The following is a 19,507-nucleotide window of genomic DNA, read 5'->3' on the forward strand; positions in this document are numbered from 1 at the left end:
TGTCCATATGCGCAATCTCAACGATAAATACCGTGGGCGGGGGCGCCTGCCGGGTGTGGATGTGGTGGGGCCCCGCCCATGGTGCTGACCTACCTGACGTTATTGGTGCTGGTGGGGGCCAGCCTGCCGGCGGTGGTGCGCAGTTTTCTGCCGCCCTTGCCGCGCCGGATTACCGGCATTACGCCCCAGGCGGTGGTGGTGCTGGGAGCGGGCCGGCGCCAGCGAAACGGGCGTTTCTCGTTGACCACCCGTGGCCTGCGCCGATTGAAACTGGCGGCAGAACTGGCCCACGAGCACGGCTTGCCGCTGCTGGTTAGTGGCGGTATCAGCCAGACGCCCATGCATGATAATGAGCCCAGCGAGGCGGACTTGATGGCCGAGCAGGCCTTGCGCCGCTGGCCGACGCTGAATGTGATCAAGGAAGCTCGCAGCCGTAATACCTGGGAAAACGCCTGTTTCAGCAGTGAATTGCTGGCCGAGCGGGGCATGGATGAGGTGATGCTGATCAGCGATCGGGCTCACCTGCCCAGAGCCCTGCTGTGTTTTCAAAGCCAGGGTGTGTTGGCGCAGGCAGCCTGGAGCAAGCGATTGCCGAAGCAGGAGTGGGTGCCGTCGGCGGGGGCGTTATCCATGGTGCCGGAGATCTGGTACGAGTGGCTGGCGTTGGTCTGGTACCACGTTCGCTATTTGTGAAAGGCTGGACGTCTCACGTCTCACGTCTCACGCGTCGTGAGTGCTTCCCCCGAGTGTTTCCACCGCTTGGTATTGGCTAAGGAAAACCTGACCGCTCAGCACGCTCAGCAAGTGATTTTTCTTTAAGCGATCCATCACGGGCCCCTTCACTTCAGACAGATGCAGTTGGACGCCGGCCGCGTCCAGCCGTTCGTTAAGGCTTTCCAGGCTTTCCACCGCGCTGGCATCAAGGTGGTTGATAGCGGAACACATCAACACCAGATGACGTACCTCGGGGCGGGCCATGGCCCGGTCGTAGAGCAGGTCTTCCATGGGGCGGGCATTACCAAACCACAGCGACTCGTCCACGCGAATGGACAACACGGCGTTTTCCACGACAACGTCGTGGCGATCTATGTTCCGGAAATGGTGGGTGCCGGGGACCAGGCCCACTTCAGCCACATGGGGCTGGCTGGCGCGCCACAGAAACAGAACCAGTGACAGTACTACGCCGATCAGCAGGCCGGTTTGCACATTCACTAACAGCACACCGGCCAGGGTGGCGGCCATGGCCAGGCTGTCCGGGCGGCTGGAGTGCCACAGGTTTTTCAGTTCCCGCAGCTCGATCAGTGAGAGCACGCCCATGACGATAATCGCGCCGAGAGCGGCCTGTGGGACGCGAGTGAACAGCCCGGTAAACCACAGGGCCACGACCCCCATGGCCAGCCCGGCGAGCAGGCCGGTCATGGGGGTGCGGGCGCCGGCTTCGAAGCTGACGGTGGTGCGGGAAAAACTACCGGTCACGGCAAAGCTGCCGGACAGGCCACTGGTCACATTGGCCAGCCCCAGGCCCAGTAACTCACGGTTGGCGTTGATGCGTTCGCGGCGTTTTGCGGCCAAAGCCTGAGCCAGAGAAATGGATTCCACGAAGCCGATCAGGGCCAGCAGCAGGGCAGGGACCAGAACCTGATGCCATTGCGCGGCTTGCAGGCTTGGCCACACCGGCTGTGGCAGGCCGTCGGGAATGGCGCCGACCACGGCAAGGCCTTGCTGATCCAGCCCCAGGCCGATATTCACCAGGGTGGTGACCAGTACGGCCAGCACCGGGCCCGACTTTCCCAGAAAGGCACTGAGCCAGCCCGGCAGGGCGGAGCGTTTGAGTGGGCCGGCCATTTTCTTCGGGATGATCAGGCAGGCAATGGCCAGGGCACCCATGGCCACGGTGATCCAGTGTATTTCCCCAAGACGGGGCAGCAGACTGCGCCCCAGTTCGAGAATGTTCTCGCCACTGGCGTCAACGCCGAGCAGGTGGCTGAGCTGGCTTGCGGCAATAATGATGGCGCAGCCGCTGACAAACCCCAGGATCACCGGGTGGCTGAGCAAATTGGTGAGCCAGCCCATGCGCAGGGCGGCCATTACCAGCAGGATGGCCCCGGACAATAACGCCATGGCGATGGCGGCCTGAATGAACAGCTGCGGGTCGCCACCGGCAATAGCGCCGGCGGCAGAGGCTGTCATTAGCGAGGTGAGTGCTGCCGGCCCCACGGAGAGTGCGCGGCTGGTGCCGAAGAGACCGTAAATGATCAGCGGCACGATGCTGGCATAGAGCCCGGTTTCCGGAGGCATGCCGGCCAGTAATGCGTAGGCAAGCCCCTGGGGAACCAGTAGCAAGGTGACGATGACGGCGGCGATACCGTCGCCGGTCGCTTCATCCTTGTTGTAGCGAGCCAACCAGCCGCTGGCGGGTAGCCAGTGTAGAAATCGGAGGGCTCGCGGCATGCTATGACTCCCGGCGTTGGTTGAGGCGATCCGCCAATCCGCTCAGGTCGTAGCCGGCCTGTTCGGCGGTGGCCAGAATGCTGGCATTGTCCTGTTCGCTGGCCTGGGTCAGTGCCCACAGGGTGGTGCTGCGGGTGCCGGTGCGGCAGAAGGCCAGTACTGGCGTTTCGGCCAGGGAAACGATGGCGTCGAAGCCGTCGATATCGGTTTCGGCAATGTTGCTGGCCACGACCGGTTGGTGGGCGTAGGCAAGCCCGGCGGCTTCAGCGGCCACGGCCATTTCGTTGCTGCTGGGCTGGTCGGCCGCTTCCCCGTCCGGGCGGTTGTTGAGCACCATCTTGAAACCGGCAGCGGCCACGGCGGGCATGTCTTCCGGCAGCAGTTGTGCAGTCACGGACAGGTCGTCATTGAGCTTGTTGAAGTCGGTCATGATTCAGCCTTTTTCGGAAATGGTGGTCGATGGGGCGTTAGCTTACGCATTTGTGCCTCCATCCTCATCTTTCCTGATCCGTTGTGACCCGGGAGCTGATAGCGCCGAGGGTGTTGAGCGGAATTTTCAGGTAGCGGACGCCATTGTCCTCCGCCGGAGGCAGGTGGCCCGCGCGCATGTTGACCTGAACCGAAGGGAGAATCAGGCGAGGCATATCCAGCGTGACATCACGGGCTTCGCGCATGCTGACAAAGGTGTCTTCGCTGGTGCCTTCATGGACATGAATGTTGTGTTTGCGCTGTTCGGCTACCGTCGTTTCCCAGACAAGCTCCTCTCGTCCCTCCGGCAGATAGTCATGGCACAGGAACATGCGCGTTGCATCGGGCAGGGCCAGCAACTTTTGGATTGAACGATACAGGGTGCGGGCGTCACCACCGGGGAAGTCGCAGCGGGCGGTCCCGTAGTCGGGCATGAACAGGGTGTCGCCGACAAACACCGCATCGCCAATAACATGGCTCATGCAGGCGGGAGTGTGACCGGGGGTATGAATCGCCCGGGCTTCCAAGTTGCCAACGGTATAGGTTTCCCCGTCACGGAACAGGTGATCGAACTGGCGGCCGTCGCGGGCAAACTCGCTGCCGGCATTGAAAATGCGGCCGAAGGTGTCCTGTACGGTGCGGATATGCTCGCCGATGGCCAGCTTGCCGCCCAGTTGCTGCTGGATCCAGGGAGCGGCGGACAGGTGGTCCGCATGCACGTGGGTTTCCAGTAACCAGTCCACGGTGAGTTGCTGGTCACGAACGGCATCGACGATGCGTTGGGCGCCATCGTAGCGGGTGTGGCCGGACTGGGCGGCGTAGTTCAGCACCGGGTCGATGATGGCGCAGTGGCTGGAAGCCGGATCGGTGACGATGTAGCTCACCGTGTTGGTGTCAGCGTCGAAAAAGGCCTGGATTTGAGGGCGGGACATGGCGCCTCCGTGGTGTTGTCAGACCACAGTTATAGGCGCCTCCCAACGAGATGTCAAATTTGGAATAAGCATATGCCAAAAAGATATATACTGATGTTTACTTGTTCCTGCAGATAAACCCCAGGCCGATCAGTAGCACCGACAACAACAGCCAGGGCCACACGCCGGTGGTCATGAATGGGGTGATGCCGGTGCGCGGACGGTATTCGCTGTAGAGCACGTCACGGGTGAACTGGGGCAGGGCATCGATGACCTGGCCGTGGTGATCAATCACTGCGGTGACGCCGTTGTTGGTGCCCCGCAGCAGCCAGCGCCCGGTTTCGGCGGCGCGCATGCGCGCCATCTGAAAGTGTTGCAGGGGGCCGGCGGAGGTGCCGAACCAGGCATCGTTACTGATGGTCAGCAGCACATCGGCATCGTGGCTGCGGGTGGCCACCTGTTCCGGGTAGAGAATTTCGTAGCAAATAAACGGCGCCACGGTGTGGCCCAGGGCGGTCAGGTTCGGTTGCGTTGGGCTGCCGGGCGTAAAACCGGACATGGGCAAATCAAAGAACGGAATCAGCCCGCGGATCAGCGACTGCATGGGCACATATTCGCCGAACGGGACCAGCTTCTGTTTGTGGTAGACGCGCGGGTTGCCGTCGCCGGCATCAAGCGGGATCGAGGCAATGCTGTTGTGGTAGGTCACGCCACTATCGTTGACCGTGCGCCAGGGCACACCGGTGATAAACCCGCCGTGCCGCTCGGCAAGCTGTTGCCCTTCCTGCTCAACGAACCCGGACACGTTCTGGTAGAAATCGGTGAGTGCGGATTCCGGCCAGATCACCAGGGTGTCAGCAGGAATATCCCGAGTCAGATCCTGATAGATCTGCTGGGTCCGCTCACGCATGGACAGCTGCCATTTGATGTCCTGGGGAATGTTGCCCTGCACCAGCGCGACTTTCTGGGCCGGGCCACTGGTTTGGGTGAACGTGAGCGTGTGAGAGACGGCGGTGAGCACCAGCAGGGCGCAAGCCGCGGCCAGGCTGGTGTGCCATGCTCGCCGGCCGTTTGCCGGGCGAACCAGGCTGGCGCTGACCAGCACGGTGGTGAGCGTGAGCAGCCATATCCCGCCGATGGGGGCCAGCGGAGCAAAGGGCGTATCGATCAGGGCATAGCCCGCATACAGCCAGGGGAAGCCGGTGAGGAAAACGCCGCGTACCCAGTCCAGTAACAGCCAGCTACCGGCAAACGCCAGTGCCGAACGCCCCAGCCGCCAGCTGGCATAAAAAGTGAGCCCGTAAAACAGGGCCAGAAAGGCAGCGAAGATACCGGTGAACGGGATGGCCATCCACAGCGGCATGAAACCGTAGTCGTGCATGGAAACATGCACCCAGGAAATGCCGAAAGCGAACATGCCGAGACCGTATAGCCAGCCGCGCAACAATGCTTCGCGGGCAGAACCGGCTCGCTGCTGGCACCAGTAGCCGGCACCGATACTGACAAACAGCAGTGGCCAGAGATCATAGGGAGCGAAGGCAAGGGGAAAAAGCAGGCCGGCAATCAGGGCCAACAGACGATCTCGCATGGGGTTCCTCGTTTCATGCTGGCGAGCAGGCCGCCTGGCGGTTTGGACTAGAGTCGATGCAATAATACGAATAAAGTAGCAGGCAAAATAACCGGTTAAACCGGAATGACAAGTCTGGGGGCATCATAGTGAAACACCCATGCAAGTACCATCCGGGAACGGAGGCGCTGTGGTATTGCGCCCATGATGGGCTGCATCTGTGTCAGCAATGTGTGGATGGCGATGAGGACCACCGTATGGAGGCCCGTTGTTTGCTGTGCAATCACGATCTTGCCCCCGTAGGGCAGGATCAGGTCGGCCCTTTGTGGCAACGGCTGGACCATTATCTGCAGTTGCCGTTTGCCTTGCCGTTACTGCCCCTGTTGGCGATCTGGGCGGTGCTGGCGGCGCTGTTGCCGTCATTGTGGATGATGGTGCCGGTGGCTTTGCTTGCCGGGTTGCCGACCTTTGCATTTTCCGCCGCGTTGATGGCATTGCGGGCCGGTCCTCGCAAAAGTCGCAGGGTGGCCTTGCCTGGCTGGGACTGTCTGGGCGAGAGCACGGCGTGGCAAAGTGCTCTGTGGCAGGCGTTACCCGCGCTGCTGGTCATCGGCCTGGCGGGCTTCCTGGTGGTGGCGGTGTCGATACCCGCTGGTTTGCTGGTGGGAGGGCTCGGCATGTTGCTGGTGCCCGCCCTGTGGCTGGCGGTATTGGTAAACGGTGCAGCCCCCGGTGCCTATGCAGCGGCGCCGACGTATATGATTTCCGCGCCCCGCGATTACGGGGTGGCGGCTGGATTTGCGTCGCTGGGCAGTGTGCTGGTGGTGGCGTTGATTGCCGTGGCCATGGATGTGTTGCCGTTGCCATTGGTGCAGGGGCTGGCCGGGTTGCTGGCAGGCTGGTGGTGGCTGGTGCTGGCGGGCCTGTGTGGTGATATCGCCGCCCGTCATGGTCGGTTGTGGGGGCTGAACCAGGGAGGTCGGCGTGTCACCCAGCCGTTGGCCGAGCGCCGCCAACGCACGCAGCTGTGTGCGGGCCGGTTCGACAAGGTGCTGCTGACCACTGCGAAAGTTATCAAGACGAAGAAAGCCACAGTGGGTGACTGGCATCATCACGACCGGTTGCTGGCGGTGCTGGGGAAGGACGAAGAGCGGGCTGCCCTGGTGGAGCCCTATCTGGACGTGCTGATCCGCGCAGACGCCTGGAGCGATGCCTTGGCGCTGGTTGCCCGGCAACGAAAACGTGACCCGCAATGGTTGCCCGGCGCCCCGGTGTTACGGCTGGCGTTGGCGGAAGGCATCTATGAGCGCGAGCCCAAGCTGGCGGTGGGTTTGCTGAAGGATCTGCACGACAAACACCCGGATTTTGCCGATCTGGGTGAGGCTTACCTGTTATTGGCGAAAGTGCTGGCCGAACAGTTCGGGCTGGCTGGCAAGGCCGAGCAGTACCTGCGATTTGTGGAAAGCCATTGCCGCGATGCCCGGTTGCGCCAGAAAGTGGCGGAGTGCCGGGATGCCTGGGCGTAAGAGGTAATAGGTAAGAGGTAAGGCGTTAGCGTCCAGCGTTCATCACGCCAGCGCCTTTGCCCGGTGCGCCAGTCCTTCCTGAATCAAGGCGTCACGCAGCTGAGCAATGGCGTCTGCCTTGAGCGCATGCTCATCCAGTTCCCGCGCCAGCTTTTCTGCCTGCTGAAACTCCCCCGCCCGCGTCAATGTGCGCAAGAGCGGCCAGCCGATGACGGCAGGCAGCGCCGCACCACTGCGTTGCTGGTACTGCTGCCAGCATTGTGCCACCTGGGTGGCCTGGCCTTTATCGGTTGCCGGGTGGCTGAACAGTTGCTGGGCGGTGGCGGTCCAGGCGGCGTTATCGTTTAGCCATTTTTGTGCGGTGAATTGCCCGGTGAGTGCGTCGAAGTGATCCGGCTCGCTGGCAAGGACTTGCCCGAAGGCGGCGCTGGCGGCGTCGCCGTTCAGTTGCCCCAACGCGTCCCAGCCCCGGGTCAGCGAGGACAGTTGCTGCGGGTCCCGGGTGTGATGTCTTTCCTGCCCTGTCTCGACAGGCTGGGGGCGCATGATCTGGACCAGCAACAGGCCACCGATAAACGCTGTGAGGCCGGCGCTGAGGTTGGCGAGCAGTGGATTGCTGAACAGGGCAAGGGCAGCGAGGGCCGCCACGGGCAGGGGCAGCAGGGTGTAGGGCGACACTGACAGGCGTTGCCAGCGTTTGTGTTTGGGATGCCAGACCGGCAGCGATAGAGCACCGCGCTGCAGGCCGAAGAAGGCACCGAACCAGACCAGCAGGGGCGCCGTGGCGCCGTGGAAAGGAATCTGCCCCGGGCTCGCCAACAACAGGTAACCAAAACCACTGAGCAGGCACCCAAGAATCCACAGGGCGAATACCCGGCCGTGGCCGAGGCGGCGTTCCAGGGTGGGGGCCAGCGGCACTAATAACAGCAGGCTGGCCAGGGTCAGCCAGAGCGAAGCGCCGGTGAAGGGGGCGGTAAAGAAACGGGCCGGGCGCGGCGAGTTGTCCGGCAGGCCCCAGCGATACAGGTTGCTGGCAGCCACTTGCGCGGGAATCTGCTCGCGCAGGCGGTTCCATTGTTCGATCTCGGCGGACGACCAGAAATCCCGGGCGCGACGTTTGCTGTCGGTCACGAAGTCGTCGGCGAACAGGGCGGCGCCGTAGACATGGGTGTCCATGTCCGCGTTTTGTTCCAGCCGTTGTGACAGGGCACTTTGGTTATTGAAGCGAAGCCAGGAAAGGTAGTTGTCCCACTCCAGGGCTTTCAGGCCACTGCTTTGATACCAGTTCAGAACGGGTTGGGTGTTGTTGGCGCTATTGAGTAACGGGCCAGCGAGCAGGGCAATGGCCAGGCAGGCCATTACCCAGGGCGCAGAGCGCCAGGCAGCCGGGGCGGGATCAGGTGTTGTCTGCTCCGTGATCGGTGTGGTCATTGTCGTTATCCCCCGGCGGTGTCACTCGTAACAGTCGTATCGTGCGGCCGTCGGCGCTGAGCACGGTGACGCGGAAGCCTTCCAGGGTGATGCTTTCATCACGGCCTGGCAGGCGCCCGAACTTCTGCATCACCAGTCCCCCGATGGTGTCGAATTCTTCATCACTGAGCTGGCAGTGGAAGTGTTCGTTGAAGTCGTCGATGGGCGTCAGTGCCTTGACGGTGTACTCGTTGTTGTCCAGATCCTTGATCAGGTAGTCGTCTTCTTCGATATCGTGTTCGTCTTCGATTTCGCCGACGATCTGTTCCAGCACATCTTCGATGGTGACCAGCCCGGCTACGCCGCCGTATTCGTTGACCACGATGGCCATGTGGTTACGGCTGATACGAAATTCGCGCAGCAATGAATCCAGACGTTTTGATTCTGGCACTACCATAGCCGAACGGATGTGATCTTTGATCGCAAAACGCTCCATACGGGCGGGATCAAGGATTAACGGTAGCAGATCCTTGGCGAGCAGGATGCCAATGACTTCATCCGGGTCGTCGCCGAGTACCGGAAAGCGGGAATGGGCGCAGTCGATAATGGTGGGCAAAAAATCCCGTGGGTCGGAGCTGGCCTTGATGCTGACCATTTGCGAACGGGGAATCATGATCTCACGCACCTGCATGTCTGCCACGCAGATGGCGCCTTCGATGATGCCCAGGGTGTCGCCGTCGATGATGTGGGTGTCGCGCATGGAGCGCATCAGTTCCAGTAGTTCGCTCCGGTCTCCCGGAGTGGGTGAGAAAAACTGGCCGACACGCTCCAACCAACTTCGGCTGGTACCGTTATCCGAAAAATCGTCCGACATCAGGGGTTAAACTCCGTGTTTTCAGGTGGCGCCTGGCCTTCGTCGTGGGCAGGGCTGTAAGGATCAGGAAAACCCAGCTCGCCAAGGGCGCGGATTTCCAGGGTTTCCATGACGAGTGCATCGTCATCGTCAATATGATCATAACCGAGCAGGTGCAGCACACCGTGGGTGACCATGTGTGCCCAGTGGGCATCCAGGGGTTTGTGTTGTTCGCTGGCTTCGCGGCACACCACCGCGTCGCAGATAATGATATCCCCCAGCAGCGGTTCTACTGCGCCTTCCGGCAGCCCTTCGGGCATGTCAAAAGGAAAGGACAGCACATTGGTGGTGGCGTCCTTGTCGCGGTAGTCGCGGTTGAGGGTGCGAATCTCGTCTTCATCTACGATACGCAGGGTGATATCGCCCACCACGCCACCGGCGGCAATGGCCGCATGGCGCACCCATTCACATAAATGGGGTTCGTCGGGGGCGTCCGGGGCATCGCTGGCCCACTGGATATCAACGGTCGGTGTCGGTATCCCGTTCATGACGGTCGTAGGCCTCTACAATACGTTGAACCAGCGGGTGGCGGACCACGTCGCGGCTATCGAATCGGGTCACCCCGATGCCGTTGACCCCGTCCAGCACTTCCAGTGTGTTAACCAGCCCGGAGCGTTGATGGCGGGGCAGGTCCACCTGGGTCACGTCGCCGGTAATCACTGCGCGCGTGCCGAAACCGATCCGGGTGAGGAACATTTTCATCTGTTCCGGCGTGGTGTTCTGGGCTTCATCCAGAATCACGAAGCTGTTGTTCAGGGTGCGCCCGCGCATGTACGCCAGCGGCGCCACTTCGATGACCATTCGGTCCATCAGCTTGGCCACTTTTTCGAAACCGATCATTTCGTAAAGCGCATCGTAAAGCGGGCGCAGATAGGGATCGATTTTTTCCGCCAGGTCGCCGGGCAGAAAGCCCAGTTTTTCACCCGCTTCCACCGCCGGGCGCACCAGCAGAATGCGCTGAATCTCGGCTTTCTCCAGGGCATCCACTGCGCAGGCCACGGCCAGCCAGGTCTTGCCGGTGCCCGCCGGGCCCACGCCGAAATTGATGTCGTGCTTGCGGATCTGTTTGACGTACTCGCGCTGGTGCGTGCCACGGGGCTTGATGCGTACCCGCTTGGTGCGGATCAGCATGTCGTCGCTGGGAAACGGCACGGTGTTGTCTGCGCGGGCGTTATCGGCCTGGTCAGCCACGTTGGACTGTTGCAGATGCAGGTGCACCATTTCCGGTGTCAGCTCTGTGCCGTCGCGGGTTTGTTCGTAGAGTTCGCTGAGAATGGCCCCGGCCGCATCCACGGCGTCGGCGTCCCCGGCCAGGTGAAACTGGTTGCCGCGGTTCAGGATTTCCACGTGCAGGCGCTGCGCGATCTGCTTGACGTGCTCATCCAGGCGGCCACAGAGGCTGGCCAGTCGACGGGAATCGTTGGGTTCGAGGCTGATGTGCTGTGAAACGAGTGGTGTGTCCAAGATGGAAAAGGTGGCCCTTCGGGCTGTTTAGAGAGAGTTTCAGAATACCCCGAAGCGTTGTTCCGGGGAAGCGAATTCGCAGGGGCAGCGTAGCCGCCGACACCCGCGGCTGCAAGGGGCGGGGCGCTTGTGTCTGACAGTCGGGGGCGTCCGCGGATAAGAAAGCCCTGCCGGTCTCGCCGGTTACACTTTGTCACGCGAATTTTACCGGTTGCCTGCATCCAACCGCGTGTTGCCAACGTATCACTGGCAGGGCGCGCTTACCGTTCCCGCCACTGAGGGTTTCAGTGGTTCGATGGGTTGTTATCAATGGATGGAAAGGGAGTAACAGGATGAACATCGGCACGTATCGTAACCTTGGTTTCACCGCGTTGGCGGCGGCAGTGGGTCTGGCCGCTTGCGGGGGTGACAGTAGCCGTAGTAATAGCGTCACACCGCCTTCAGCTCGCTCAGCCCCTATTCTGGTGATGCTCAATGGCCCGACCAACCGGGGACAAATCGATCGACTGGACCCGGCGCTGAACGTGGAAGCGAATTTTTCATCCGGTGGCAACGAAGGCATGGCGCAGGATCTGCTGGGCAATCTGTACGTGGCCGATGACACGGCGACGCCCAGCACCTTCCAAACCATTCATCTTGCGGCCCAGCGAGAAGACGGCAGCCTTACTGATCCGGCGCTGGAGCGTGATATCGATGCGCCCGGTTCCGCTACGGTGAAAGGGATTGCCATGGCTCATGAGGCGGGCCTGTTGTTCGCCGCCAATGTGGGCGGTAACAGTATTGAAGTGTTTGGCACCGCGGCGGGGGACATGGCCCAGCCGTTGGCCTCCACCGCGCTCCCTGCCAACTGCTGGGATCTGGCCTATAACGAAACCCAGGATATTCTGTTCCTGGCCATGACCAACGGCACCATCCTGGTGGTGGATAACTATGTGGCGGGCGGATTTGACGCCAGCGCCGCGCGAACCATTACGCCAGGCGACGGCGCCAGCATTTCCAATATTCACGGGATTGCCTACCGCGCAGATACCGACACCCTGGTAGTCACCGATGTGGGGGATGCGGCGGTGGCCGATGATGGCAAGGTCTATGTGATCAGCAATGCCAGCTCGGCTTCTGGCATGGTGACCCCGGATCGCACACTGGCAGGGCCGGCCACCATGCTGGGTAACCCGGTGGATCTGATTCTGGAAGGCAACAAGGCGTTTATTGCCGAGAAGTCCAACGATGCCATCCTGGTCTACAACAATATTTTTGCGGGCCAGTCCGGCGATGTGGCGCCCAATCGCACGGTGGCATCGGTGAAGCCGGAATCACTGGTGCGCATCACGACGCCACGCCTGGAAGCGGATGTCTCGGATATCGATGACAGCGACACCACGATCGATGGCGTGCTGGTGTCCAGCAATGCGCCGTTGGCGGGTGACCCGGATGTGGTGGTGCTGGATACCGACCTGACCACCGTGCAACGGGACTTCACCGTGGGCGAGTCACTGGAAAGCGTCAGCGTTAACCAACTGGGCGATGTCTACCTGACCGCCGATGATGGCGCCAACCTGGACGGCCGCATTGTGGTGGTGAACCGTCTTGGAACGGAGCGTGACGGAGAGATGTTTTCGCTGAGCCGCGACCGCATTGTGTCCGGGGCGGCAACCACGCTGGTCAGCCCGAAAGGTTTTGATGTGGCGGACGAAGCCGGGCTGCTGCTGATCACCGATAACGGTGACCCGGCGGTGAAAGTCTTTGGTGCCCAGTCGGGTGCAGATGCGCCTCCGCTGTTCACCACCTCCCTGGCAGTGGCGCCCTGGGATCTGGATTACCACCCCAAGAGCGACCAGCTCTTTGTGGCGCTGACCGATGGCACGGTTGCGGTGTTTGACGATTATCTGGCCAACCAGGGGGCGGAAGATCCGGACCGGATCATCACCCCGACCATCGGTGGCAGTGCCATTACTGCTCCCACCAATCTGCACGGCATCGTCTATGTGGCGGATCGCAAAACCCTGATCGTTTCCGATGTGGGCAGCGGGGCGGTGGGCACCGATGGCAAGCTGTATGTGATCGAGAAGGCGGACCGTGCGGATGGCAATACCGACGTGTCGGTGAGCATCGACAACGGGGATGGCACCACCGTGGGCAATACCCAGCTGGGCAATCCGGTGGATATCGCCTTCGATGGCAGCAGCCTGTACGTGGCGGAAAAATCCCAGGATCAGGTGCTGCGCTTCGATAACATCCTGTCCAGCCCGGGCGGCGATGTGACACCGGATGCCAGTTATGCGCAGACCAAACCGGAGTCCGTGGTGTTGTTGCCGGATTATCTGGCACCGGCTGAGGAAGATGGCCTGGGCAGAGGCAGCATACGCTGAGGCCAGGCTGCTGAAACGGGGCGTCGGGTCAGGCAGGTGTGACCCGGGGCCCCAGATTGCCGTCGCAGGTGACGGTTTGTAATTGGCGCGGATGCACAAACAGGATATCTCCCGGTTGTGCATTCAGCGCTTGCCAGGCGTCCCGGCTCAGTTCCACTTCCATCACCTCCGCTGGCCAGCCCAGCGCTTCCAGTTCCAGTGTTACCGTGCCGCCAAACACGCTGCGTGCGCCCAGTTTGACGGGCAGGTTGGCGCTGTCGCTGGGGGTTTTGCTCAGGTCCGCTTCGTGGGGGCGCAGGTAAAGGGTGAGTTCACCATCCGGGCAGGCGCCTTCGGTGGTAAGGCGCAGTTGCGCGTTGCCTGCTTGCCAGCTACGGCCGTCGTAGTGCCCCTTCAGTGCATTGATGTGTCCCAGGAAATCGAACACGAATCGGCTGGCCGGTTGCTCGTAGACGGTGAGCGGTGAGGCCATTTGTTCGATGCGTCCCTGGCTCATCACCACCACCTGGTCCGACACTTCCATGGCTTCTTCCTGGTCGTGGGTCACGAAGATGCTGGTGACCGAAATCTGCTCGTGCAGATGACGCAGCCAGCGGCGCAGCTCCTTGCGCACTTTCGCATCCAGCGCCCCAAAGGGTTCGTCCAGCAACAACACGTCCGGTTTCAGGGCCAGTGCCCGGGCCAGTGCCACGCGCTGTTTCTGGCCGCCGGATAATTGTGCCGGGTAGCGACCGGCCAGGTGGCCAAGCTGGACCAGATCCAGCAGTTCATTGACCCGCTGGCGAATCGCCGAGCGTGCGGGGCGTTCCTTGCGCGGCAGCATGCGCAGGCCAAAGGCCACGTTGTCGGCGACGGTCAGGTGGCGGAACAGGGCATATTGCTGAAACACAAAGCCGACTTTGCGCTTGCGAACGTCCAGGTTGGTGACGTCCTTGCCGTGGAACAGCACCTTGCCCTGATTGGCTTTTTCCAGCCCGGCGATGATGCGCAGCAGGGTGGTCTTGCCGGAACCGGAGGGGCCGAGCAGGCCGACCAGCTGGCCTTCCTGAACATCCAGATTGATGTCGTTCAGCGCGGTGAAATCGCCGAAACGCTTTTGAATCTGTTCGACACGAATGCTCATGGGGTGTCCTGTTCGGTTTTCTGTTCAGTGGCATTGTCCGTGTTGTGCTGTGTGGCCCATTCCAGCACGGTTTTCAGCAGCAGGGTAACCAGCGCCATGGCGGCCAGCAGGCCGGCCGCGGTAAAGGCGCCCACGGTGTTGTAGTCCTGATTCCACATCTGCACCAGCAAAGGCAGGGTCAGGGTCTGCCCGCGAATCAGGCCGGAGACCACGCTCACCGCGCCGAATTCACCCACCGCCCGGGCGTTGGTGAGTACCACCCCGTACAGCAGCGCCCAGCGGATTTTCGGCAGGGTGACATACCAGAAAGCCTGCCAGCCGGAGGCGCCCAGAATGATGGCCGCTTCTTCTTCGTGCTGGCCCTGGGATTCCATTAACGGAATCAGCACCCGTGCCACATAGGGGCAGGTAACAAAGACGGTGACCATGACCATGCCGGGCAGGGCGAACATGAGTTGCACGCCCATACCGCTGAACCAGTTACCCACCACACTCTGGGCCCCGTACACCACCAGATAACACAGCCCGGCGACCACCGGGCTCATGGCGAAGGGGATGTCGATAAGAGTACTGAGCAGTTTGCGGCCGCGGAACTCGTAACGGGTAACGCACCAAGCCAGCAGAATGCCGAACAGCAAGTTCACTGGCACGGTGATTAGCGCGACGATCAGGGTCAGCTTGATGGCGCCGAGCATGTCCGGGTTGGTCAGATTCTGTTGCACCATGGCCCAGCCCTGGCTGAAGGCTTCGGTGAAAATCAGCGCCAGTGGCATCACCAGCAAGATGGCGACCGCAGCAAAGGCGGCCATGATGAGAAGCCACTGGTGCCAGTGGCGGGGGCGTTCATGCATGGTCAGTGCCCCTTCCAGCGACGGGTCAGACGGGACTGCACCAGCTGGATACCAAAGAGCAGTACCAGCGAGGCAATCAGGATCACCGAGGCCAGTGCGCTGGCGGCGGCGTAGTCGAACTCATCCAGGCGGATGTTGACCAGCAGCGAGAGGATCTCGGTTTCGAAGGGCATGTTGCCGGCGATAAAAATCACCGCGCCGTATTCGCCCAGGCTGCGGGTAAAGGCCAGGGCAGTGCCGGTGAGTAGTGCCGGCATCAGCTGCGCCAGAATCACCCGGGTAAAGGTGGCCATGGGCGTGGCGCCCAGGGTGGCGGCGGCTTCTTCCACGTCGGGCGTCAGGTCTTCGAGCACCGGCTGCACGGCCCGCACCACGAAGGGCAGGCTGGTGAAACTCATGGCGATCATGATGCCCAGCGGGGTGTAGGCCACGCTGATGCCGATGGCTTCAAACCATTGCCCCAGCCAGCCGTTGGCGGCAAACAGGGCCGACAGCGTCAGCCCGGCCACGGCGGTGGGCAGGGCGAACGGCAGGTCCACCAGCGCATCCATCAGGCGTCGGCCGGGGAAGCGGTAGCGGGTAATCACCCAGGCCAGCAGCAGGCCGACCACGGCGTTGATACCGCTGGCGCCGGCGGCGGCCAGCAGGGTCACGCGGAAGCTGGCCAGTGAGCGGGGGTCGGTAATCACACCCCAGTATTGAGCCCAGCTCATCTGTGAAACATGGATGGCGAGCCCGGACAGGGGCACCAGAATCACCAGACAGATAAACAACACGCTCAGCGCGAAGCTGAGCGTGAAGCCGGGTAAAACGGAGTGTTGGGTTCGCAGTAGGGGCACTGTCTATTGGCGCGGTTTAGCGCAGGCTCCGGGCCTTGGCTTGCAAGCGATCCAGCTCACCACCAGAGGCAAAGTGGGTCTTCTGGGCATCCGCCCAGGAGCCGAAATAGTCCGCCACTTCCAGCAGCTTCACCGGGGGAAACTGGTCGGCGGTTTCCTTTACCACGGTATCGTTATGTACCCGGTAGTTGAAGCCGGCCAGCAGGCGCTGGATCTCTTCGCTGTACAGGAAGTTCAGGTACTCGGTGGCCACTTTGCGGGTACCTTTCTGGTCCACGACCTTGTCCACCACAGTGACCGGAAATTCGGCGAGCACGGAGGTTTTCGGGACCACCACATCGTAGTCATCGCTGCCGTACTGTTTGCGGATGTTGTTCACCTCGGACTCGAAGCTGATCAGCACATCACCGATTTCACGCTCGGCAAAGGTGACGGTGGCCGCGCGCCCACCGGAATCGAATACCGCTACGTTGGCGAGAAAGTGGGCCATGTAGTCGCGAATCTTGTCTTTATTCCCGTCCAGACGATCACTGGTGGCCATCCAGGCGGCCAGGTAGGTGTAGCGGCCGTTGCCGGAGGTCTTCGGGTTGGGGAACACCACGCTGACGTCTTCTTTCGCCAGGTCGGCCCAGCCCTGAATGTTCTTCGGGTTGCCCTTGCGCACCAGGAAAGCGGTGGTGGAATAGTAGGGGCTGGAGTTGTTGGGCAGGCGGGTGTTCCAGTCCGCCGGGATCAGGTTGCCCTTGTCGTGCAGCACGTTGACGTCGGTGACCTGGTTAAAGGTCACCACGTCGGCTTTCAGGCCCTGCAGGATGGCGCGGGCCTGTTTGGAGGAACCGGAGTGGGACTGCTGAATGGAGACCTCTTCGCCGGTCATTTCCTGCCAGTGGGCCTGGAACTTGGGGTTCACCGCGGCAAACAGTTCACGGGCGATATCGTAGGAGCTGTTCAGCAGGGTCTGCTGGGCACTGGCGGTGCCGGCGATGGCCAGCAGCAGGGCGGAAATCCACACACGCATGGTTTGTCCTCACAAATAGATCAGCGTTGGTCAGCACGAATGAGGTTCAAGTCTATATAACCAAGCGCTAATTAAAAGCTGTTCGGATGGAACGAATCGCTATAACGATATGAGCCCGGCAAGGCCCGGGCTAGCCCGGGTTGCGCGGGTCGGTGCCCAGCAGGGAATTGCTGTACGCCTGGGCGATGGTCACATCCACGAATTGGCCAATCAGGTCGGTGTCGTCGCACTGGAAGTTCACCACCCGGTTGTTCTCGGTGCGCCCCTTGAGCTGGCCCGGATCCTTTTTGGAGAAGCCGTCCACCAGAATGCGCTGGGTGCTGCCCACCATTTTGCGGGAGATGTCCTGGGCGTTCTGGTTGATGCGCTGCTGGAGAATCGCCAGGCGCTGCTTTTTCACCTCCATGTCCACGTCATCGGGCAGGTCCGCCGCCGGGGTGCCGGGGCGAGCGCTGTAGATGAAGCTGAAGGACATGTCGAAGCCGATGTCATGGATCAGGTTCATGGTGTCTTCGAAGTCCCGGTCGGTTTCGCCGGGGAAACCGATGATGAAATCCGAGCTGAAGGAGATCTCCGGACGAATGCGCTGGAGCTTGCGCAGCTTGCTCTTGTATTCGAGCACCATGTGGTTGCGCTTCATCATGGCCAGGATGCGGTCGGAACCGGATTGCACCGGCAGGTGCAAGTGGCTGACCAGCTCCGGTACGTCTTCGTACACCTGAATCAGCGCATCGGAGAACTCCACCGGATGGCTGGTGGTGTAGCGAATGCGGTCGATGCCGTCGATGTCCCGGATCAGGCGGATCAGGTCGGCCAGATCCAGCGTATCGCCATCGGCGCCCACGCCTTGGTAGGCATTCACGTTCTGGCCCAGCAGGTTGACCTCGCGCACGCCCAGGTCGGCCAGATGCTGAATCTCACTGAGCACCGGTTGGACCGGACGGCTGACTTCTTCGCCGCGGGTGTAGGGCACCACGCAGAACGTACAGTACTTGGAGCAGCCTTCCATGATGGAAACAAAGGCGGATGGGCCGTCCACACTGGGTTCTGGAAGGTTGTCGAACTTTTCGATTTCCGGGAAGGTCACATCAATGGCCAGCTCGCGGGTGCTGGCGGCCTGGGTAATCAGGCCGGGCAGGCGATGCAGGGTCTGGGGGCCGAAGACCACGTCCACATAGGGCGCGCGGTCGCGGATGGCGTCGCCTTCCTGGCTGGCCACACAGCCGCCCACGCCGATAATCATGTCGGGTTTGGCGTCTTTCAGCTTTTTCCAGCGGCCCAATTGATGGAAGACCTTTTCCTGGGCTTTTTCCCGGATAGAGCAGGTGTTGAGAAGCAGTACATCCGCTTCTTCCGGGTTGTCGGTGGGCTCCAGGCCGTGGCTGGATTCGAGCAGATCCACCATGCGGGTAGAATCGTACTCATTCATCTGGCAGCCGTGGGTCTGGATAAACAGCTTACGTGCCATGGGTTGCCTAACCGTCAAATAGAGGGAAAATGGGCGCGGATTATAGCGCTGACTGCCGCAAACTGCGAACCGGAGAATTCATGGGAAAACTGCTGTATGTGCTGCCATTGCTGGCAGCGTTGCTATTGGCCGGCTGTGGCAAGCAGGAAAGTGACCTGCCGGTGAACACCCGGCTGGGGGGTGATTTCACCCTGACGGACCAGAATGGCGAACCTTTTCAGGCGGAAAAACTGAAGGGGCAGGTGTCGATTCTGTTCTTTGGCTACACCCATTGCCCGGATATTTGCCCGGCGGTGCTGGCCCAGGTGGCTCAGGTTTACCGTCATCTGGAAGAAGAAGGGGTGGCCGATCAGGTACAACCGGTGTTCATTACGTTCGATCCTGAGCGGGACACGGCTGCCCATCTGAAGGAATATCTGCCCTGGTTCAAGGCGGATATGATTGGCCTGACGGGCAGCCTGGAGCAGATTCGAGCCGTGGCCGAGCAGTACGGTGTGGTCTTTATAAAGGATCAGGAGGCCGGGGAGCAGGGCTACCTGTTTACCCATAGTGATTATATTTACCTGCTGGATGAGCAGGCGCGCGTGCGCAAGTTGTATCCGGCGGATTTCAAGATTGACGAGGTGGTAACGGATGTTGAATCGCTTTTGTAAGCCCGTTTGTCAGGGCGTGGCACTGGCTGTCGCGCTGTGCGCCGGCGTTGCCAGCGCGGATGTACGTATCAGCGATGGCTGGCTGCGGGCGGTGCCGCCGGTATCGCCGACCATGGCCGGGTACTTGACGGTGACCAATGAGGGCGATACCAGCGTCAATATTACCGGCGCCCGTAGTGAAATCGCCGGCCATGCCATGCTGCACAGCATGAAAACCCTGGATGACGGGACGCGCAAAATGGGCCATCTCCACCATGTCATGTTGGCGCCGGGGGAATCGTTTTCCTTTTCGCCGGGCGGCGACCATTTGATGTTGATGAAACTGCAGCGGGTTCCGCAGCCTGGGGAGTCGGTCACGGTCTGCCTGACACAGGCTGAGGGGGAGGCGATTTGTGCCGGGTTGCCGGTTTTGCGTGAAGCGCCCTCGGACTCTTGATTCCCGATCACAATCACGGATAATGCCATCCTTTCGTCTT

18 protein-coding genes are annotated in these 19,507 nt (G+C 61.3%); 5 read left to right on the forward strand and 13 right to left on the reverse strand.

The genetic code is table 11. The annotated features are described in order from the left end of the window. Window positions 1-78 precede the first annotated feature (78 nt). Entirely contained in the window at window positions 79-693 is a 615-nt protein-coding gene (locus F1529_RS05415; RefSeq protein WP_007150223.1) for a YdcF family protein, read from the forward strand. Between the two features lie 27 nt (window positions 694-720). Here the strand turns inward: F1529_RS05415 and F1529_RS05420 are convergent, their stop codons facing one another. The 4 genes from F1529_RS05420 to lnt all read right to left on the reverse strand — a co-directional run bounded on the left by F1529_RS05420 (window position 721) and on the right by lnt (window position 5,418). Further along, the gene (locus F1529_RS05420) at window positions 721-2,451 is read right to left on the reverse strand and encodes a SulP family inorganic anion transporter (RefSeq protein WP_196220374.1); all 1,731 of its coding nucleotides are present in this window, start codon (window positions 2,449-2,451) and stop codon (window positions 721-723) included. 1 nt (window position 2,452) lies between these two features. After that, window positions 2,453-2,881: a TIGR01244 family sulfur transferase gene (locus F1529_RS05425; RefSeq protein ID WP_155132799.1), complete on the reverse strand. Its 429-nt coding sequence runs from the start codon at window positions 2,879-2,881 to the stop codon at window positions 2,453-2,455. 64 nt (window positions 2,882-2,945) lie between these two features. Continuing rightward, window positions 2,946-3,851: an MBL fold metallo-hydrolase gene (locus tag F1529_RS05430; RefSeq protein WP_155132800.1), complete on the reverse strand. Its 906-nt coding sequence runs from the start codon at window positions 3,849-3,851 to the stop codon at window positions 2,946-2,948. A gap of 97 nt (window positions 3,852-3,948) precedes the next feature. Beyond that, complete coding sequence (gene lnt, locus F1529_RS05435; RefSeq protein ID WP_155132801.1) at window positions 3,949-5,418, reverse strand: apolipoprotein N-acyltransferase; 1,470 nt, start codon at window positions 5,416-5,418, stop codon at window positions 3,949-3,951. Between the two features lie 128 nt (window positions 5,419-5,546). Between lnt and F1529_RS05440 the strand changes: the two genes are divergently transcribed. Continuing rightward, window positions 5,547-6,923, forward strand: coding sequence for a hypothetical protein (locus F1529_RS05440; protein ID WP_370456962.1), 1,377 nt, complete (start codon window positions 5,547-5,549; stop codon window positions 6,921-6,923). A 42-nt stretch (window positions 6,924-6,965) separates the two neighbouring features. Here the strand turns inward: F1529_RS05440 and F1529_RS05445 are convergent, their stop codons facing one another. From F1529_RS05445 to F1529_RS05460, 4 genes are read right to left on the reverse strand one after another with little or no spacing between them, the layout of a single operon-like run. Continuing rightward, window positions 6,966-8,354, reverse strand: coding sequence for a rhomboid family intramembrane serine protease (locus F1529_RS05445; protein WP_155132802.1), 1,389 nt, complete (start codon window positions 8,352-8,354; stop codon window positions 6,966-6,968). Continuing rightward, window positions 8,320-9,207 carry an HlyC/CorC family transporter gene (locus F1529_RS05450; RefSeq protein WP_039926310.1) on the reverse strand — a complete coding sequence of 296 codons (888 nt, stop codon included), beginning with the start codon at window positions 9,205-9,207 and terminating at the stop codon, window positions 8,320-8,322. The genes F1529_RS05445 and F1529_RS05450 overlap by 35 nt, the downstream gene beginning before the upstream one ends. Beyond that, the gene (gene ybeY / locus F1529_RS05455; protein WP_007148607.1) at window positions 9,207-9,734 is read right to left on the reverse strand and encodes an rRNA maturation RNase YbeY; all 528 of its coding nucleotides are present in this window, start codon (window positions 9,732-9,734) and stop codon (window positions 9,207-9,209) included. The genes F1529_RS05450 and ybeY overlap by 1 nt, the downstream gene beginning before the upstream one ends. Further along, entirely contained in the window at window positions 9,706-10,710 is a 1,005-nt protein-coding gene (locus F1529_RS05460; protein ID WP_155132805.1) for a PhoH family protein, read from the reverse strand. The genes ybeY and F1529_RS05460 overlap by 29 nt, the downstream gene beginning before the upstream one ends. A 332-nt stretch (window positions 10,711-11,042) precedes the next feature. On the opposite strand from F1529_RS05460, the gene F1529_RS05465 reads away from it, so the two are divergent. Then, entirely contained in the window at window positions 11,043-13,079 is a 2,037-nt protein-coding gene (locus F1529_RS05465; RefSeq protein ID WP_230457715.1) for a hypothetical protein, read from the forward strand. Between the two features lie 28 nt (window positions 13,080-13,107). Here F1529_RS05465 and F1529_RS05470 read toward each other — a convergent pair whose 3' ends face one another. The 5 genes from F1529_RS05470 to miaB all read right to left on the reverse strand — a co-directional run bounded on the left by F1529_RS05470 (window position 13,108) and on the right by miaB (window position 18,378). Next, on the reverse strand, window positions 13,108-14,202 hold the full coding sequence (locus F1529_RS05470) for a sulfate/molybdate ABC transporter ATP-binding protein (protein ID WP_155132808.1): 1,095 nt from the start codon (window positions 14,200-14,202) through the stop codon (window positions 13,108-13,110). Further along, window positions 14,199-15,053, reverse strand: a complete 855-nt coding sequence (gene cysW / locus F1529_RS05475) for a sulfate ABC transporter permease subunit CysW (protein ID WP_007148783.1) — start codon at window positions 15,051-15,053, stop codon at window positions 14,199-14,201. Before cysW ends, F1529_RS05470 begins: the two co-directional genes overlap by 4 nt. A 2-nt stretch (window positions 15,054-15,055) precedes the next feature. Further along, the gene (gene cysT, locus F1529_RS05480; RefSeq protein WP_039927247.1) at window positions 15,056-15,883 is read right to left on the reverse strand and encodes a sulfate ABC transporter permease subunit CysT; all 828 of its coding nucleotides are present in this window, start codon (window positions 15,881-15,883) and stop codon (window positions 15,056-15,058) included. Between the two features lie 25 nt (window positions 15,884-15,908). Next, window positions 15,909-16,910 (reverse strand): thiosulfate ABC transporter substrate-binding protein CysP, encoded by a 1,002-nt coding sequence (cysP, locus tag F1529_RS05485; RefSeq protein ID WP_155132811.1) that lies wholly within the window; start codon window positions 16,908-16,910, stop codon window positions 15,909-15,911. 130 nt (window positions 16,911-17,040) lie between these two features. Then, window positions 17,041-18,378, reverse strand: coding sequence for a tRNA (N6-isopentenyl adenosine(37)-C2)-methylthiotransferase MiaB (gene miaB / locus F1529_RS05490; RefSeq protein WP_155132814.1), 1,338 nt, complete (start codon window positions 18,376-18,378; stop codon window positions 17,041-17,043). An 80-nt stretch (window positions 18,379-18,458) separates the two neighbouring features. Here miaB and F1529_RS05495 point away from each other — a divergent pair, with 80 nt between their 5' ends. Then, window positions 18,459-19,031: an SCO family protein gene (locus F1529_RS05495; RefSeq protein WP_230457716.1), complete on the forward strand. Its 573-nt coding sequence runs from the start codon at window positions 18,459-18,461 to the stop codon at window positions 19,029-19,031. Then, the gene (locus tag F1529_RS05500) at window positions 19,012-19,467 is read left to right on the forward strand and encodes a copper chaperone PCu(A)C (protein WP_155132820.1); all 456 of its coding nucleotides are present in this window, start codon (window positions 19,012-19,014) and stop codon (window positions 19,465-19,467) included. The genes F1529_RS05495 and F1529_RS05500 overlap by 20 nt, the downstream gene beginning before the upstream one ends. Window positions 19,468-19,507 lie beyond the last annotated feature (40 nt).

Source organism: Alcanivorax sp. VBW004 (assembly GCF_009718865.1).
In the GTDB taxonomy this organism is placed as follows: Bacteria; Pseudomonadota; Gammaproteobacteria; order Pseudomonadales; family Alcanivoracaceae; genus Alcanivorax.